This is a genomic window from Actinomadura sp. 6K520 (genome assembly GCF_004349245.1).
In the GTDB taxonomy this organism is placed as follows: Bacteria; Actinomycetota; Actinomycetes; order Streptosporangiales; family Streptosporangiaceae; genus Spirillospora.
This window is the reverse complement of sequence record NZ_SMLC01000041.1, coordinates 16083-33853: the sequence shown is the minus strand read 5'-3', so window position 1 is coordinate 33853 and position 17771 is coordinate 16083. Positions and strand designations below refer to the sequence as shown.

Genomic DNA, 17771 nt, shown 5'->3' with positions numbered 1-17771 from the left:
CCGCGGAGCCGTCAGACGGTGGCGGGGGCCAGGGCGGCCTCGGCCTCCAGCGTCGCGGCCGTCGCGTTGACGACCGCCGCGATCCGCAGGGCCTCCTGCACCGGCTCGCGGGACAGGCCGGCCTCCCGGACGACCTTCTCGTGGGACTCCAGGCACCGCCCGCAGCCGTTGATCGCCGACACGGCGAGGCACCACAGCTCGAAGTCGACCTTGTCCACGCCGGGCTTCCCGATGATGGACATCCGGAGCTTGGCGGGCAGCGTGGCGTACGTGTCGTCCCCGATCAGGTGGGTGGCGCGGTAGTACACGTTGTTCATCGCCATGATCGACGCGGCGCCCTTGGCCGCCTCGAACGCCTCGGCGGACAGGTGGTCGGCGGCCTCCTCGGCCAGCTCGCGGATGACGGTGGCGCTGCGCGTGGTGAAGGCGCAGGCCAGCACCGCCCCCCAGAGCTGCTGGTCGGTGAGCTGCGAGGTGGACGTCAGCGAGCCCAGGTTGAGCTTGGTGTCCTTGGCGTAGGGCGGAAGCGCGCTCTTCAGGGCGTCAACGCTCATGGGTCACACCCCGGCCAGCAGCTTGGTGGCGTCGAGGGTCTCCTCGCCCTTGTTCCAGTTGCAGGGGCACAGCTCGTCGCTCTGGAGGGCGTCCAGGACCCGCAGGACCTCCTTGACGTTCCGGCCGACGGAACCGGCGGTCACCATGGCGAACTGGATCTCGTTGTTGGGGTCGACGATGAACGTCGCACGCTGCGCCACGCCGTCCTGGGTGAGGATGCCGAGCGCGGACGACAGCTCGCGGTTGAGGTCCGCCATCATCGGGAACGGGATCTCGCGAAGGTCCGGGTGGTCCTTGCGCCAGGCGAAGTGGACGAACTCGTTGTCGACGGACGCGCCCAGCACCTGGGCGTCGCGGTCGGCGAAGTCCTCGTTGAGGCGGCCGAACTCGGCGATCTCGGTGGGACAGACGAAAGTGAAGTCCTTGGGCCAGAAGAACACCACGCGCCACTTGCCCTCATAGGACTTGTGGTCGATCGTCTCGAACGCGTTGTCCGGGTCCAGCGAGACGCAGGCGGTGAGCTCGTACTCGGGGAACCGGTCACCGACAGTAAGCACGCATGCTCCTTCGTCACGAGAATGTCGCCTCCGGGACGGGAGGCATGGGAGGGCCGCGGGCGTCTTCCGCCCCGGCGGCCGATGTCACTCAGCGTGCCGCAGCGGCGTTGAGAAGAGAAATCGATATATCGCAATCGATTGATAGGCAACTCTTATCGACCTGCCGGAAACCTCGCTGACCAGCGACGATGGGGAATCTCGATGTTCGCGACCCGCCGTCCGATAGATGTAAATCACATCGACTCGCCCAAATCAGGCATCACCCTCCGTATTGGGCAAATGTAGGCCACGCTCCCCCTCCTGTCCGGCGCGCGCGGGGTTGTGGGGAATCCCACCCCGCCATGACCTGCGTTTTGTCACTGTGTGTGATTGCCGGTCGGTAATATTCCGGCCGGGATGGCGATCAGTAGACCGACGGTGGCGCAGTTGCGGGCGTTCTCGGCGCTTGCGGAGCATCTGCATTTCCGGGATGCGGCCGCCGCGCTGCGGATGAGCCAGCCCGCGCTCTCCGGGGCGGTGGCCGCGCTGGAGGACGGCCTGGGAACGCGGCTGGTCGAGCGGACGACGCGGAGGGTGCTGCTGACGCCCGCGGGGGAGCGCGTCGCGCGGCGGGCGGAGGTCATCCTGGCGGAGCTCGACCGGCTCGTGGAGGACGTCAGGGCCGTCCAGGGGCCGCTCGTGGGGCCGCTCCGGGTGGGGGTGATCCCCACCGTCGCGCCCTATCTGCTGCCTGTCGTGCTGCCAAGGCTCGCCAAGGAGTTCCCGGCCCTGGAGCTTTCGGTGCGCGAGGAGAAGACCGGGCACATCGTCGCGGAGCTGCTGGCCGGGCGGCTGGACGTGGTGCTGCTGGCGCTGCCCGTGGCCACGGCCGGCGTGACAGAGCTCGTCCTGTACGACGAGGACTTCGCGCTCGTCGCGCCCGCGGGGTTCCAGGTCGAAGGCCAGGTCTCGCGGGAGGCGTTGCGCGACCTGGACGTGATCCTGCTGAACGAGGGGCACTGCCTGCGGGATCAGGCGCTGGACGTCTGCCGTGACGTGGGGGCGCGCGCCGCCGCCACCTATGCGACGAGCCTCGCGACGCTCGTCCAGCTCGTGTCGGGCGGCCTGGGGGTGACGCTCGTGCCGGAGACAGCGCTGGAGGTGGAGACGCGCCGGGCGCCGGACCTGCGCGTGCACCGGTTCGCGGCCCCCGCGCCGTTCCGCAGGATCGGGCTCGGGTTCCGGTCGACGTCACCGCGCGCGCACGAGTTCGAGGTGCTGGCCGCGAGCGTCCGTGAGGCGGTCGCCGAGTCGGGGGTCGTGCCGGGCGTGCGTCCCGCCTAGGGCCGCCCGGACGGACGGTCAGCGGACCGTAAACGCGTACCCACGCGAGGTCAAGTCTGGGTCAGCGGACGGCCTTGCAATCGCGATGCGTGTTCTTGCGGTGGCGCTACGTCATCATGCTCGGTGGGGCGAGGAGGAGGCCCCATGTCCCCGAAACTCAGCGTCGTCGTGCCGTTCTGCAACACCGAGGAGTTCTTGCGGGAGTGCCTGGAGTCGCTGGCCGGTCAGACGCTGCGCGACCTTGAGGTGGTCATGGTGGACGACGGGTCCACCGACAACGGCGCCGTGATCGCCAAGGAGATGTGCGCCCGGGACCCGCGGTTCCGGCTGGTGACGCGGGACAACGAGGGCCCCGGCTCGGCGCGCAACGCGGGGGTGCTGCAGGCGCGGGGGGAGTACCTGACGTTCGCCGACGCCGACGACGTGGTCGACCGCGAAGCCTACGCGCGGCTGGTCGGCTCCCTGGAGCGGACTGGGTCCGACATCGCGGCCGGGAACGTCATGCGGATGGACGACGACCGCAAATGGCAGTCGCCTCTGCACGACGGTGTGTTCACCGAGTCCAGTGCCAAGACGCATGTGTCGTCCAAGCCGGTGCTCATGCGCGACAGGACGCCGTGGAACAAGGTGTACCGGCGTGACTTCTGGGAGCGGGCGGGCCTGGAGTTCCCCACGGGCTTCTACGAGGACCCACCCGTCACCGTGCGCGCACATGCGCTGGCCCGCTCCGTGGACGTCCTGAAGGACACGGTCTACTACTGGCGCAAGCGGCCGGGCTCCATCACCCAGGACCGCTACGACTGGGACAACATCACCCAGCGTCTGGCGTCCGCGCGTGTACTGCGTGACGCCCTGGCCGACTACGCGCCCAACCTCCTGCACGCCTACGACGAGCACGCCCTGGTGGAGATCGAGCTCCACACCCTGTTCGAGGCACTGCCGAGGACGCAGGAGGCGCATCGCGAGGAACTCGTCACGATGGGCGCGGACCTGGCGCGGCACATCAGCCAGCGGGTGCTGAAGCGGCTTCCCGCCATGACGCGCCTCCAGGTGCACCTCCTTTGCCGCCGCATGCTGCCCGAACTGCTGGAGGTGATGCGCTACGCCCACCTCCGGAAACCGGTGGACGCGCCGAGGGTGCGGCGGGGCATGCGGCCCCGCTGGTACGCGGAGTTCCCGTTCTTCGAGGACGAGGAGCGGGCCGTCCCGCTGCACGTGTACGACGTGACCGACGAGCTGACGCCGGTGGCCGCGATCGACCGGGCCTCCTGGGTGGACGGGCGGCTCCGCCTTGAGGGGCACGCCTACATCCAGCACCTGGACTCCTCGACCGAGGACTGTTCGCGCATCCGGGTGTGGCTGGTGGCGGCGAACCGGTGCGGGCTCCTGCGGCTGCCGGTGACGCGGGTCCGCAGGCCGGACGTGACCGCGCGGTCGCGGCAGTCGGCGGTCTCCTACGACTGGTCCGGGTTCGTCGCGGAGATCGACCCGGCGTCGCTGAAGGTGCTCGGGCGCTGGCGGGACATCGACTGGGTGCCGTGCGTCGAGATCGTCAACCGGGGGCTGCGGCGCCGGTCCACGTTCGGGAACCCGCGGCTGACCGGCCGCCAGTGGCCGGACGACCGGGAGTGCGCGCCCGGCGTGCTCGTCCAGGGCGTGGCGGCCAGGCACCGGTTCGTGGTGCAGGTGCGGCGGACGCCCGCGGCCGTCGTCGGCGGCCATCTGGAGCGCGGCGAGCTGTGCCTGGACGGCTGGAGCCGCACCCCGCTCGGCGACGAGCCGAGCGTCGCCGCCGTGCCGCGGACGGGGCGCGGCACGGTCGCCGGGCGGATCGAACCGGCCGGGAACGGCGCGTTCCGGGCCAGGCTGCCGGTCGGCGGGCTGGCCCGGCGCCCCGGCGACTGGGACGTCACCCTGCCGGGCGAGGTCAAGCCGTACCTGGACGAGGACCCGGCGGGCACCGCGTTCCCCATTCCGGGTGGGGAGGTGGAACTCGCCAGGACGCGGCGCAGCACGCTCCGTCTCGTCGTCCGCGGCCGGGGGCTGGCCGTGGACGAGGTGTCCTGGACGCCCGACGGCGCCCTCCACCTGGCGGGGACGTGCACAGAAACGGCCGGACGGCCCGATGCGGTGATGCTCAGGCGGCGACGGTCATGCGAGGAGCACGCGGTCAAGCTGCACTGGGAGGGGGACCGGTTCACGGCGTCGTTCTCCCCGGCACGTATGCCGGTGCTCGGCCTGGCCCGTCCCCTCATATCCGGTCGCTGGGACGTCCTCGTGGCCATCGCCGGACAGGAACTACCGGTCGTCATCAGGCGCCACACCCTTCGCGAACTGCCGGAGCCGTTCGAGGCGGGTCTGCACAGGATCACGGTCGTCGCCCACAAGACCGACCAGTTGCAACTGCGCATCGAGACGGCCCTGGACGAGGACGAGCGCGGAGCCTACGCGCAGACCCGCATACGGTCCGGGCACTACCGCCGCCATCTGAATCTGCCCGTGCGTGACCTGGCGGTGTTCGACGCCTACAGGGGACGCCAGTACTCGTGCAACCCGCGGGGCATCTACGACGAGCTCCGGCGGCGCGAAACCGACCTGGAGTGCGTGTGGATCACCCAGAACGGCCAGTTCGGCAGGCCGTCGGGCGCACGGACCGTCCTGGCAGGTACGCGGGAGTACTACGAGGCGCTGGCCCGCGCGCGCTACATCTTCGGCAACTGGTCGCAGAAGGAGTGGTTCGCCAAGCGCGACGACCAGATCTATGTGCAGTGCTGGCATGGCACGCCGCTGAAGAAGCTCGGATACGACGTCAAGGAGATGCCGTACAAGCGTCCCCAGGGGCGCGACTGGATGGACTACGACGTCGCCCACTGGGACCTGCTCCTCGCCCAGAACGCGTTCTCCGTCCCGCTGTTCCGGCGTGCGTTCCGCTATGACGGGCCCGTTTTCGAGAGCGGTTATCCGCGCAACGACATCCTGAACAGCCCGCACCGGGAGGAGATGGCGGCGGCGGTGCGCCGGCGGCTCGGCATCCCGGAGGGCAAGCGGGTCGTGCTGTACGCGCCGACGTGGCGGGACGACTCCGGCCACGCGGCCGGCAGGCGCTCGTTCCGCCTGGAGTTCGACATCGACGGGTTCAGGACGGCGCTGGGGCACGACCACGTCCTGCTGCTGCGCACCCACTACCTCGTCACGGACCGCCCGAAGCTCTGGCCGGGCGACTGCGTGATGGACGTGTCGTTCTACCCCGACATCTCCGAACTGTTCCTCATCAGCGACGTGCTGGTCACGGACTACTCGTCGTCCATGTTCGACTTCGCCGTCACCGGCCGCCCGATGGTGTTCTTCACCTACGACCTGGAGCGCTACCGCGACCACGTGCGCGGCTTCTATTTCGACTTCGACGCGGAGGCCCCCGGGCCGCTGCTGAGCACCGCGCGCGAGGTCGTCGAGGCCCTGCGCGAGCCCGCCGCGCTCGACGCGGGCTTCCGGGACGCGCGCGCCGCCTTCGCCGCCCGGTACTGCCCGCACGACGACGGCCACGCCGCCTCCCGTGTGCTCGACCGGGTCCTCCAGCCCGACCACTGACACCCCATCACGGAGCCGCTCGTGTCACCCCAGACAAGCTCACCGAAGACAAGCTCAGCCGAGACACGCTCACCCCAGCTCAGCGTCGTCGTCCCCTTCCGCAACGCCGAGGGGGACCTCGCCGGCTGCCTGGAGTCCCTCGCCCGCCAGACCATGCGCGGCATGGAGGTGCTCATGGTGGACGACGGGTCGAGCGACGGCGGACCGGTCGTCGCCAAGGAGTTCGCCGAACGCGACGACCGCTTCACGCTGCTCCAGCCGTCCGGCGGGATGCCGGCCGGGGACACCGGCGTCCAGCAGGCGAACGGCCGGTACCTCGCCTTCGTCGACAGCAAGGGCGCCCTGCCTCCGTACGCCTACGAGCTGATGGTCGGTTCGCTGGAGTCGACCGGGGCCGACCTCGCCGGCGGGAACGTCATGTGCCTGGACGGGACCCAGGTGCGGCAGTCGCCCCTGCACACCGTGCCCTACGCGATGACGCTGAAGGCGACGGACGCGACCCGTCACCCTGCCCTCCTGCAGGACAGGATGGTGTGCAACAAGGTGTTCCGGCGCGCTTTCTGGGACGCGTACGGCTTCAAGGTGCCGACGACCCTCGACGCTCCCACGGCCATGCTGCTCACGGCCACGCAGACCCACGTACTGGCCTCCTCCGTGGACGTGCTCGACACGACCGTCTACTTCTGGCGTGAGCGTCCGGGAACGGCGGCGCGGGTTCGTCACGACCCGGCGGACATCACCGAACGGATGGCCACCCACGCGATGGTCCGGAAGTTCGTCGAGGACACTGCGCCGGAGCTTCTGGGCGTCCACGACATGTACGCGCTGGACCTCGACGTCCGCGCGCTGGTACTCGCCCTGCCCGGGGCCTCCTGGGAGGAGCGGGAGCGCCTGGTCGAGCTGGGAGCCGAGGTCGTCGCCGTCGCCGACGAATCCGCGGCGGACCGGCTGGCGTCGATCAGGCGGCTGCAGACCCACCTGCTGGGCGAGCGGATGCTGACGGAACTCCTGGAGGTCCTCCGCTTCGAAGAGGAGGAGGGGTTGTGGGACGTCCCGCTCGTGCGGCGCGGCCGGATCCGGCAGCGCTGGTACGCCCGCTACCCCTACTTCGACGATGTGGAACGCGCCATACCGGAGGAGATGTACGACGTCACCGACGAGATGCTCCTGTGGGCGGAAGTCGACCGCGTGGAGTGGGACGTCGACACGCTCATCGTTGAAGGGCACGCCTACTTCGACCGGCTCGAAGTGTCCGCGGTGACGGATTCCCGTATTCGTGCCTGGATGCGTGACGTCAGGACCGGCAAGGAGATCCGGCTGCCGGTGGAACGGATCCTCTGCACGGAGGCCACCGCCCAGTCCGACCAGTCGTCGGTGTCCTACGACTGGAGCGGGTTCTCCGTGCGGGTGGAGCCGGAGTTCCTGCTGGACGGCGACGAGTGGCGGACGGCCACCTACGAGCTGTACGCGGAGGTGTCGACGGCCGGGCGCAAGGCAGTGCAGCGGCTGACGGCGATGGAACCGGCCGTGCGGTGGACGGCGGCGCGCCAGGTGGACGAGCACGTGGCGGTCCAGCCCGCGGCGGGCGACGACGAGGTGTTCGTCGTCCACGTCAAGCGCGCCAAGGCCGTCCTCACCGGCATGCGGTGCGTCGGCGACCGGCTGGAGCTGACCGGCTGGACGAGGAGGGCCCTGGGCGCGGGCGCGGCCATGGTCGCGACGCACAGGCACGGCAACGCGGAGGTCCGCGGTGAGGTGACCCTGCGGCAGTCGGCCGCGCTGCGCATGGCGGAGGGCACCGGGTTCGACTTCAAGGGGACGCTGCCGCTGAAGGACCTGGTTTCTGCCTACGACGAGCACGGAGCGTCCTACTGCGCGCACGTCCTGGACGCCGTCGACTGGGACATCAGGCTGACCGGCGAAGGCGGCCCGCTGAGGCTCACCGTCGCGAGCAACGTCCTGCCGGCCCGGTACGCCCTCCCGTCGCCATCGGGCCGCGGCCGGGAGATCGCCCTCACCCGCACGGCGTTCGGCAACCTGCGCGGTGTGGAGCGCTCCGCCAGGCCGGTGGTGACCGCGGCGGAGTGGGACGACCACGGGCTCCTCACCCTGTCCGGCGACTTCGCCGACCCCGAGGAGCGGCCCGGTCACCTCGTCCTGCGGCGCCACCGGTCGGGCGACCGGCACCGCGTCCCCGTCACCTGGGACGGCCACCGCTTCACCGCCGCGTTCACCCCGGCGACGATGGCCCTGTTCGGGACGGACCTGCCGTTGCGCAGCGGAACCTGGGAGCTCCTCGCGGGCACGCGTGCCGGCGAGGTGGCCGTCGTGGCCGAACGTGAGGCGATCCCAGAGCTTCCCGGACGGCGGCAGGTCGCGACGCACGTTTTCGAGGTCGGCGTCCACCAGACCGACGCGCTGGTGCTGCACAGCCGTCCCGCCCTGGACGACGACGAGCGCGGCGGTCACGCGCAACGGCTCCTCCAGCAGTGCGACTACCCCGTGTACCTGCGCAGCCCCCTCGCGGACGTGGCCGTGTTCGACAGCCACCAGGGCACCCAGTACAGCTGCAACCCAAGGGCCGTCTACGAGGAACTCACCCGGCGCAACCCGGACCTGGAGTGCGTGTGGGTGTCCCGCGACGGCCAGTTCGCGGTGGACGGGAAGGCCCGCACCGTCCAGGCGGGAAGCCGCGAGCACTACCGCATCCTCGCGCGCGCCCGTTACGTGGTCACCAACTCGGGGATGCCGCCGTGGTACACCAAGCGCGACGGCCAGACCTACGTCCAGACCTGGCATGGCACGCCGCTGAAGCGCCTCGCCCACGACCTGAGGGACATGCCCTACCGGCACACCGAGCGGCTCGACCAGATGGAACGGGAGGTGTCGCGGTGGGATCTGCTGCTGTCCCCGAGCCCGTTCGCCACCCAGACCATGCGGCGCGCCTTCCGGTACGAGGGCGAGGTCCTGGAGACGGGATATCCGCGCAACGACATCCTGAGCACGCCCGAATGGGAGAGCTTCGGAACCCATATCCGCAAGGGCCTGGGTATCCCCGACGGCAAGAAGGTCGTCCTCTACGCGCCCACCTGGCGGGACGACCGGCACCACGCGCTGGGCAGCCACGGCTTCTCCCTGGAGCTGAACCTGGAGACCATGCGCCAGGCCCTGGGCGACGACCACGTCCTGCTCCTGCGGGCGCACCCCTTCATCACCGATCGGGACGACGTGGCGGTGGACGACTTCGTCATCGACGTGTCCCGGTACCCGGACATCGCCGATCTCTACATGGCGGCGGACGTGCTCGTCACCGACTACTCGTCCGCGATGTTCGACTACGCGATCCTGGGCAGGCCGATCGTCCTCTACACCTACGACCTGGAGCGCTACCGCGACCATGTGCGCGGCTTCTACGTCGACCTGGAGGCCGAGGCACCCGGCCCGGTGGTCACGACCTCGGCCGAGGTCGCCGAAGCGGTCGAGCAGGCGCCCGGCAGCGAGGACCGCTACGCCGACCCCTACGACCGCTTCTTCGTGAAGTACTGCCCGTACGACGACGGGCAGGCGTCCGCCCGGGTCGTGGACCACATCTTCGGGACGAGGTGACCCCGGAGCCCGGGTGCGGGGTCAGCCGGGGCGGCGGGCGCGGGCGAACAGCCAGGTGCCCGGCCACGAGCTCGGCGGAAGGCGGCGTTCCAGCGCGGCGGTGAGGCGCAGCGCCTCGTTGGCGAGGGGATGCAGCGGCGCCAGGTCCTCGCGGCGCGCCGTCCGGTGTCTGAGGCGGCGCAGGAACGGCCGGAGCAGGAGCCCCCGGGTCCACACCCGCTCCAGCACCAGCCCGGCGCCCTCGACGAGTTCCGCGAGCGCCTGGCGGGTGTACCGGCGGACCCGCCCGAGGGCCACGTCGTGCGCCGACCACAGGGCCATGTCGCACGGTACGGACACCAGGGCGGTCCCGCCCGGCTTCAGCACCCGCGTGATCTCCGCCGCGGCCTGAGCGTCCTCCTCGATGTGCTCCAGCACGTCCAGGGCAAGCGCGAGGTCGTACTCGCACGGCGGGAGCGGCAGATAGCGCGCGTCACCCACGTACGCCTCCACGCCGTGCGCGCGCGCCAGCGCGACGGCGTCCGGGCTAAGGTCGATCGCGGTGGCCTGCCAGCCGTGCTCGGCGAGGACCCGCGAACCCGTACCGGCGGCAGCCCCGATGTCGACGGCCGTACCCGGCACGCTGAACCGCAGCAGTTCCGCGGACAGGATCTCGCGGCGCTCGCGGTACCACCAGTTGTCGTTCTCGATGCGCGCGATCCGCTGAAGCTCGATGGTGTCCACGGGACAAGCCGACGGCATGGGCGGCGCGGCGTTCCACCGACGCCGCCGTCCGGCGGCGGATCGTTGACCGGCGTTTGACCCGGCCCCGACGTCAGCGCTTCTTGCGCCTGCGGCGGCGCCGGGCGAGCAGCCGGAACGCCACCAGCAGCCCGACGAGCCCGCCGACCGCCGGGACGGCCCGCTTGGCGACCGACGGCCCGGCGACCTCCAGCAGGTCGATCGCGTCGTCCTCCCGCGCGACCCGCAGCGGCCGCTCCCGCTTCGCCGCGGGCGCCGCGGCGGCCTGCGGCTCGGCCGGGGCCTCCGGCGCGTCGGCGGCCTCGCCGGACGCCTCGGCTGCCGCGGGCGCGGCGGCGCTCTCCGGGGTGATCTCCGTGACGGAACCGCCGCCGGTTTCGGGCTCCGCCGCCTGGCCCGCGCTCTCCGCCTGGCCCGCGCCTTCCGCCTGGGCCGCGCCGGACGGCTGCTCGCCGGACGACTCCAGCTCCTCCTCCAGCGCCTTGGCGAACCGGGAAATGATCTTGGAGCCGACCTCGGACAGGATGTTGCGCCCGAACTGCGCCGGACGCCCCGTCACGTTCAGCTTGGTGTGCACGGTCACGCGGGTCGTGTCGCCCTCGTCGACCAGCTTCGCCTGGACGGTCGCCGCCGCCGTCCCCGAGCCGCGGGCCTCCTTCGCGGACGCCTCCATCGTCACCGTGCGGGACGACTCGTCGGCCGACACGATGTGCGCGGAGCCGCGGTAGGTGATGGTCATCGCGCCGACCTTCACCTTCATCCGGCCCTTGAACTCCTCGCCCTCGATCGAGTCGAGGGTCGCGCCGGGCATGCACGCGGCGACGCGCTCCACATCGAGCAGCACCGACCATGCCTGATCCACCGGTACGGGGACGGTGAAATCGTGGTCGAGTTCCATGATCAATGTCCTTATCGTCCGGAGACCTTGCCCGCGACCTTACGGCGGACGCCCGTTCCGTCGCCAGAGGGGCCCCGCCGGTCCCGGCCCGGGACCTGCGATGCTACCCGCCCGCTACCCGGCGGGCGGGGGGTCCATGCGGCCGGGTCCCCGCACCCGGGGATCCGGCCGCACGGCCCTCGACCGGCCCGCGTCAGGCGCCGGTCGCCGCGCTCAGCGCGCGGGCGGTCAGCACCGTCGCCAGGTGGGCGCGGTACTCCGACGACCCGTGCAGGTCGGTGGGCGGCTCGGTGTCCGCGGCGGCCTGCGCCGCCGCGGTGCGGAACACGTCCTCCGTCGCGGGCCGCCCGCTGACGGCGGTCTCCACCGCGCTCGCCCTGACGGGCTTCGGGCCCATGTTGGTGAGCGCGACGCGGGCCTCCTCGACCCCGTCGCCGTCGCGGCGGACGGCGCAGGCGACGCCCACGATCGCCCACGCCTGGGCCGTCCGGTGGAACTTCTCGTAGTGCACGCCCCAGCCGAACCCCAGCTTCGGCACCCGCACGCCCACGAGCAGCTCGTCCGGCTCCATCGCGGACGTCATCCAGTCGACGAAGAAGTCCGCGGCCGGGATCTCCCGCTCACCGCGCACGGACCGGACGAGGAACACCGCGTCCAGCGCCAGCGCGACGGCCGGGAGGTCGCCCGCCGGGTCGGCGTGCGCCATCGACCCGCCGAACGTGCCCCGGTGCCGGACGGCCGGGTCGGCGACGGTCTCGGTCGCCGACGCGATCAGCGGGAGGTGCTCGCGCACCAGCGGGTCGCGGATCACCTCGTGGTGCGTGGCCATCGCGCCGATGACGAGCGCGTCGCCCTCGTCCCGGATCTCGCGGAGCGCGCCGATCCGGCCGACGTCGATGAGCGCGTCGGGGTAGGCGAGCCGCATCCGCAGCAGCGGCATCAGGCTCTGCCCGCCGGCGAGGACCTTGGCGTCCTCGCCCGCGTCGGACAGCGCCCGGACGGCGTCGTCCACCGAGGCGGGCCGCGTGTAGTCGAACGTCGCGGGGATCACTGGTCACCTCCGGCCGAGCCGAGTCCGCCGCCGGCGCCGGGTTCGGCGGCCCGCGGTTTCGATTCTCCGCGCAGTGCGCGCCAGACGCGTTCGGGCGTGCACGGCATCTGCACGTCGTCCACGCCGTGGGGGCGCAGCGCGTCCACGATCGCGTTGACGACCGCGGGCGTCGAGGCGATGGTGCCGGCCTCGCCGACGCCCTTCACGCCCAGCGGGTTGGACGTCGCGGGCGTCTCCGTGCGGTCGGTCGTGAACGTGGGCAGGTCCGCGGCCGACGGGATGAGGTAGTCGGCCATCGTGGTCGTGGTCAGGTTGCCCTCCGTGTCGTACACGGCCTCCTCGTAGAGGGCCTGCGCGATGCCCTGCGCCAGGCCGCCGTGCACCTGCCCCTCCACGATGAGCGGGTTCACGACAGTGCCGACGTCGTCCACGGCCACGTACTTGCGGATCTTCACCATCCCGGTCTCTGTGTCGACCTCGGTCGCGCACAGGTGCGTGCCGTGGGGGAAGGAGAAGTTCTCCGGGTCGAACGTGGCGTCGGAGTCCAGAGAGGGTTCGATCCCGTCCGGCAGGTCGTGCGCCGCGAACGCGGCCAGCGCGACCTCCTGCAGCGTCTTGCCCTCTTCCTGCACGCCGCGGACGCTGAACCGCCCGCCGCTGAAGTCGAGGTCCTGCTCGGACGCCTCCAGCAGGTGCGCCGCGACCTTGCGGGCCTTGTCGACGACCTTCTCGCAGGCCGAGTACAGGGCGATCCCGCCGACGGCGAGGGAACGCGAACCGTACGTGTCCATGCCCTTGGGTGAGATCGCCGTGTCGCCGTGCAGGACCTTCACGTCCTCGAACGGCACCCCGAGCCGGTCGGCGGTGATCTGCGCCCAGGCCGTCGCGTGGCCCTGGCCGTGCGGGGACGTCCCGGTGACGACCTCGATCTTGCCGGACGGCAGAACGCGCACGGAGGCGTGCTCCCAGCCGCCCGCGCCATAGGACAGTGAGCCCAGAACGCGCGACGGAGCCAGACCGCACATCTCGGTGAACGTCGAGACGCCGATGCCCAGTTGCACCGGATCCTGCCGCTCACGGCGGTCGGCCTGCTCGGCGCGCAGCTTGTCGTACTCGAACAGCTCCAGCGCCTTGTCCGTCGCCGCCTCGTAGTTGCCCGTGTCGTAGGTGAGACCCGCGATCGTGTCGTACGGGAACTCCTCGTGCGCGATCCAGTTGCGGCGCCGGACCTCGATGGGGTCGATGCCAAGTTCGGCGGCCAGCTCGTCCATCAGCCGCTCGATGGCGAAGGTGGCCTCCGGCCGGCCCGCGCCCCGGTACGCGTCCGTGGGCGTCTTCGTCGTGAAGACCCCCGTGCACGTGAACGACAGGGCGTCCATCTTGTAGATGCCGTTGAACATGAACGCGCCCAGCAGCGGGATGCCCGGCGTGACGAGCATCAGGTACGCGCCCATGTCGGCCAGGAGGTTCACCTTCAGGCCGCGGATCCGCCCGTCGCGCTCCGCGGCGAGCGTGAGCCGCTGGATCTGGTCCCGCCCGTGGTGGACGGTCATGTTGCCCTCGCTGCGCGACTCCGTCCACTTGACCGGACGGCCGAGCCTGCGGGCGATCAGCAGCGCGAGGACCTCCTCCCCGTAGACCTGCAGCTTGGAGCCGAAGCCGCCGCCCACGTCCGGTGCGACGACCCGGATGTGGTGCTCGGGGATCGCGGTGACCGTGGCAAGCATCAGCCGCAGGATGTGCGGGATCTGCGTGGCCGAGTACAGGGTGAAGCCCTCGTCCTCGGGGACGCACAGAACCGAGCGCGGCTCCATCGCCGTGGGGATGAGCCGCTGATTGACGTATTCGCGTTCGATGACGACGGGGGCGTCCCTCATCGCGGCGTCCAGATCCCCGTTCTCGAACACCCACGTGTAGGACTTGTTCGTGCCCAGGTCTTCGTGGACGAGATCGGCGCCGTCGGCCAGGGCGGCGTCCATGTCGACCACGGCCGGCAGCGGCTCGTAGTCGATGTCGATCTCCTCCAGCGCGTCGACGGCCGCGTACTTGTCGCGGGCCACGACGCACGCCACGGGCTCACCGACGTACCGGACCTCGTTCACCGCCATCGGCGGGTGCTCGGGGTGCTTCATGTCCTCGGTGACGACCCAGGCGCAGGGCAGGGACCCCTGCTCCTCGGCGAGGTCCGCACCGCTGAACACGGCGACCACCCCGGGACGGTCCTTCGCCTGCGACGTGTCGACGCGGGTGATCCTCGCGTGCGCGTGGGGGCTGCGCACGAACGCCATGTGCAGCGTCCCCGCGGGCGTCATGTTGTCGGTCCACCGGGTGCGGCCGGTGATGAGCCGGGCGTCCTCCGACCGCTTACGCGGGGAGCCGACCTCCTGCGTGGTCTTGGCGTCGCCCTCCTGTACGGTCACGGCGTCACCTCCTGCTCTGCGGGGTCGCGCATCTCACTGGCAGCGCGCCGGACGGCCTTGACGATGTTCTGGTAGCCCGTGCACCGGCACAGGTTCCCCTCAAGCCCGTCCCTGACCTCTTCCTCGGACGGGTCGGCGTTCTCGCGCAGCAGGTCGAGAGACGCCATGATCATGCCGGGTGTGCAGTAGCCGCACTGGAGCGCGTGCTCCTCGTGGAAGGCCCGCTGCATCGGATGCGTCGTGCCGTCGACGCCGAGGCCCTCGACGGTCGTCACGTCGCTGCCGTCCGCCTGGACGGCGAGGACGGCGCAGCTCTTCACGCTCATGCCGTCCATCAGGACGGTGCAGGCTCCGCAGTTGCTGGTGTCGCATCCGACCGGGGTGCCGACCTTCCCCAGCCGTTCGCGCAGGTAGTGGACCAGAAGGAGGCGCGGTTCGACCTCGTCTTCGTACGTCGCGCCATCGACCTCGACACGGATACGTGGCATGCGTTTCTCCCAGGGACGTCTCGGGGTGGACTCACGAAGAGACATCTCCGGGTGGGGCGCGCTGGTCTGGCCACGTCATCGGGGCCCACCTCCGTGGAAGGCGACCATACGAACCTATGCCGCGGTTGAATTGCGTACTAGCCCCCGGCGTCGGTTATTTACCACCGTCTGAGCGAACGATGGCCGCATACGCACGCGATGCAGCACCGGGCAGGTTCCGGGTCAGACGATGCCGTCGTCGGCGGCCCCCGCGGACCGCTGTACCGCCTGCCCGTCACGGACCGGCATCGAGCAGGCGAGAACCGGAAATTCCGGGGTAGGTGCGGCGTATGTTCATCTTCTCGTCCCGGCTGGGGTGCCTGGGCTCGCTGGCCGTGACCCTCGTCCTCACCTGGATCGCGTACCTGATCCTCAGCCGCTGAGGCCGCAGGCGTCGCGGATCCGCTCGGCGGCCTCGGCGAAGCGGAGGGCCTCCTCGTCCGACATCTTCTCCTTGCGGTCGGAGGCGAGGTCCTTGGCGCCGTAGGCGATGACGTCGTCGACGTGCTCGGCGAGGTCGTCGTCCTCCAGGCCGGGGCGGACCCTGCGCAGAGCGTCCAGAACCTGCTCCGCGCTCGGGTCCGCCGTGGCCGAGAGGGCCGACGAGATCTTCGCGCAGTCGGCCCGGCGGTCCTCTTCACCGTCCGAGCAACCGGGCAGGACCAGGCAGAGCCCGACCGAGACGGCGATCCCGATCCCGGCGTATGCGCGTTTCACGCCGACGATGGTGCCATGCGCTCAGCGTCGGGGCGTGAGCGCCTGCGTGTGGAGGGCCCTGCCGTCGATGTCCCGCAGGTGGACGGTCAGGGTCGCGGTGCGCGCGTCGATCCCGACATCGCCGAAGAACTGGTATCCCTCGGCCGGAGAGGTGTTCGCGCGGGGCGGCGCCTTGACGAACTTGAGCTGCGGACCGAACGTGCCGTCGAGCGCGTTGGGGCCGAAGCCACCCGCGTTGAGGGGGCCCGAGACGAACTCCCAGAAGGGGTCGAAGTCGGAGAAGGCCGCCTTCGAGGGGTCGTAGTAGTGGGCGGCCGTGTAGTGGACGTCGGCCGTGAGCCAGACCATGTTCCGGACGCGGTGCCGCCTGGCGTGGGAGAGCAGATCGGCGATCTCGCGCTCGCGGCCCAGCGGCACTCCGCCGTCGCCCTGGGCGGTGCCTTCCTGGGCGGTGCCGTCGGGGACGATCAGGCCGATGGGCAGGTCCGCCGCGATGACCTTCCAGACGGCCTTCGAGCGGCGCAGCTCGCGCTTCAGCCAGGCCGACTGCTCCGCGCCCAGCAGGCCGTGCGTCTGCGTGGGCGAGCCGTTGGCGTCGTTCGGGTTCTTGTAGGACCGCATGTCGAGGATGAAGACGTCCAGGAGCGGCCCGTACGGGATCCGCCGGTAGAGACGCCCGGAGCGGGCCGTCCTGACCGGGGTGTACTCGAACATCGCCCGGCGGGCGCGGGCGGCCAGGACGTCCACGCGCTTCTCGGTGTACTGCGGCAGGTCGAGGATCTCGCCCGGGTACCAGTTGTTGACGACCTCGTGGTCGTCCCACTGGTAGAGCAGCGGGACGCGCGAGTTGAACGCCCGGAGGGCGGCGTCCTCAAGGTTGTAGCGGAACTGGCCACGGAACTCGGGAAGGGTCTGCGCGACGGCCGCCTTTTCGGGCGTCACCATGTTGCGCCAGGTGCGCCCGTCCGGGAGCTCTACCGTCTCCCTGAGGGGGCCGTCGGAGTAGACGAAGTCGCCGCTGCACAGGAAGAAGTCGGGATCGACGGCGCCCATCGCGTTGAAGATGCGGTAGCCGCCGAGGTCGGGGTTGATGCCCCAGCCCTGGCCCGCGAGGTCGCCCGACCAGACGAACCGGACGTCCCCGCGGTCGCGGGGGCCGGGTGCGGTGCGGAGCCGGCCCGCGACCGGCTCCGAGACGTTCCGGTGGTCGAGGTCCGCCAGCCGGACGCGGTAGTGCACCTCCGCACCGGACGGCAGGCCGTGCAGGAACGTCCTGCCGGTCAGGTCGGTGTCCGGGGTCAGGACGGGACCGCGGAGGGTCTGCGCGTGCCGGAAGTCGGGACGGCGGCTCACCTCCACGAGCATGCGGGCGGGACGGTCGGAGCGGGCCCAGACCACGGCCTCGCGGGCGGTCACGTCGCCGCTCTGGACACCGTGGGTCAGCCGCGGGCGGTTCCGGCCGAGCAGCGCCGGTGTGCCCCTCCCGGGCTCGGCGAGGGCGGTCCCGCCGCCGGTGAGGAGGGTGAGCGCGGCCCCGCCGCCGGTGAGCAGGCCACCGCGCAGCACGCGTCGACGATCCATCTGGAACTCCGTTCCTTGATCCGATTCCGAGCGCATGCTCGCCGGGCCGGGCGGATTCCGGGTGGACTCCCGGTGTTCGGCTTGACAAGCGTTGGTTACCGAGTGTCTGCTTGTACGCATGCCAGCGCGAGTCCTCCTCGACAGCCCCGTGGCCCTCGGCCGCGTGGCCAGCGCGCTGTGTCCTTCGTGTCGTCGCTGAACCTCGTT

12 protein-coding genes are annotated in these 17771 nt (G+C 71.0%); 3 read left to right on the top strand and 9 right to left on the bottom strand.

Features of this window, described 5'->3' with window-relative positions:
* Positions 1–11 precede the first annotated feature (11 nt).
* Both E1289_RS13920 and E1289_RS13915 read right to left on the bottom strand, forming a co-directional pair.
* Positions 12–554, bottom strand: a complete 543-nt coding sequence (locus E1289_RS13920; RefSeq protein WP_131980018.1) for a carboxymuconolactone decarboxylase family protein — start codon at positions 552–554, stop codon at positions 12–14.
* Positions 555–557: 3 nt separating this feature from the next.
* Positions 558–1112, bottom strand: a complete 555-nt coding sequence (locus E1289_RS13915; RefSeq protein WP_131980016.1) for a peroxiredoxin — start codon at positions 1110–1112, stop codon at positions 558–560.
* A gap of 396 nt (positions 1113–1508) precedes the next feature.
* Here E1289_RS13915 and E1289_RS13910 point away from each other — a divergent pair, with 396 nt between their 5' ends.
* From E1289_RS13910 to E1289_RS13900, 3 genes are all read left to right on the top strand, one after another.
* Complete coding sequence (locus E1289_RS13910; protein WP_131980014.1) at positions 1509–2435, top strand: hydrogen peroxide-inducible genes activator; 927 nt, start codon at positions 1509–1511, stop codon at positions 2433–2435.
* A 144-nt stretch (positions 2436–2579) separates the two neighbouring features.
* The gene (locus E1289_RS13905; RefSeq protein WP_131980012.1) at positions 2580–6023 is read left to right on the top strand and encodes a bifunctional glycosyltransferase family 2 protein/CDP-glycerol:glycerophosphate glycerophosphotransferase; all 3444 of its coding nucleotides are present in this window, start codon (positions 2580–2582) and stop codon (positions 6021–6023) included.
* 21 nt (positions 6024–6044) lie between these two features.
* Complete coding sequence (locus tag E1289_RS13900) at positions 6045–9629, top strand: bifunctional glycosyltransferase family 2 protein/CDP-glycerol:glycerophosphate glycerophosphotransferase (RefSeq protein ID WP_131980010.1); 3585 nt, start codon at positions 6045–6047, stop codon at positions 9627–9629.
* 21 nt (positions 9630–9650) lie between these two features.
* Here the strand turns inward: E1289_RS13900 and E1289_RS13895 are convergent, their stop codons facing one another.
* The 7 genes from E1289_RS13895 to E1289_RS13865 all read right to left on the bottom strand — a co-directional run bounded on the left by E1289_RS13895 (position 9651) and on the right by E1289_RS13865 (position 17564).
* Positions 9651–10352 carry a class I SAM-dependent methyltransferase gene (locus tag E1289_RS13895; protein ID WP_131980008.1) on the bottom strand — a complete coding sequence of 234 codons (702 nt, stop codon included), beginning with the start codon at positions 10350–10352 and terminating at the stop codon, positions 9651–9653.
* A gap of 91 nt (positions 10353–10443) precedes the next feature.
* Complete coding sequence (locus E1289_RS13890; RefSeq protein ID WP_243712815.1) at positions 10444–11268, bottom strand: SRPBCC family protein; 825 nt, start codon at positions 11266–11268, stop codon at positions 10444–10446.
* A 193-nt stretch (positions 11269–11461) separates the two neighbouring features.
* Positions 11462–12319 carry a xanthine dehydrogenase family protein subunit M gene (locus E1289_RS13885; RefSeq protein WP_131980004.1) on the bottom strand — a complete coding sequence of 286 codons (858 nt, stop codon included), beginning with the start codon at positions 12317–12319 and terminating at the stop codon, positions 11462–11464.
* Positions 12316–14739, bottom strand: coding sequence for a xanthine dehydrogenase family protein molybdopterin-binding subunit (locus E1289_RS13880; RefSeq protein WP_131980002.1), 2424 nt, complete (start codon positions 14737–14739; stop codon positions 12316–12318). The genes E1289_RS13885 and E1289_RS13880 overlap by 4 nt, the downstream gene beginning before the upstream one ends.
* Positions 14736–15227, bottom strand: coding sequence for a (2Fe-2S)-binding protein (locus tag E1289_RS13875; RefSeq protein ID WP_131980000.1), 492 nt, complete (start codon positions 15225–15227; stop codon positions 14736–14738). The genes E1289_RS13880 and E1289_RS13875 overlap by 4 nt, the downstream gene beginning before the upstream one ends.
* 411 nt (positions 15228–15638) lie before the next feature.
* Positions 15639–15983: a hypothetical protein gene (locus E1289_RS13870; RefSeq protein WP_131979998.1), complete on the bottom strand. Its 345-nt coding sequence runs from the start codon at positions 15981–15983 to the stop codon at positions 15639–15641.
* A gap of 21 nt (positions 15984–16004) precedes the next feature.
* The gene (locus E1289_RS13865; protein ID WP_207928952.1) at positions 16005–17564 is read right to left on the bottom strand and encodes an alkaline phosphatase D family protein; all 1560 of its coding nucleotides are present in this window, start codon (positions 17562–17564) and stop codon (positions 16005–16007) included.
* Positions 17565–17771 lie beyond the last annotated feature (207 nt).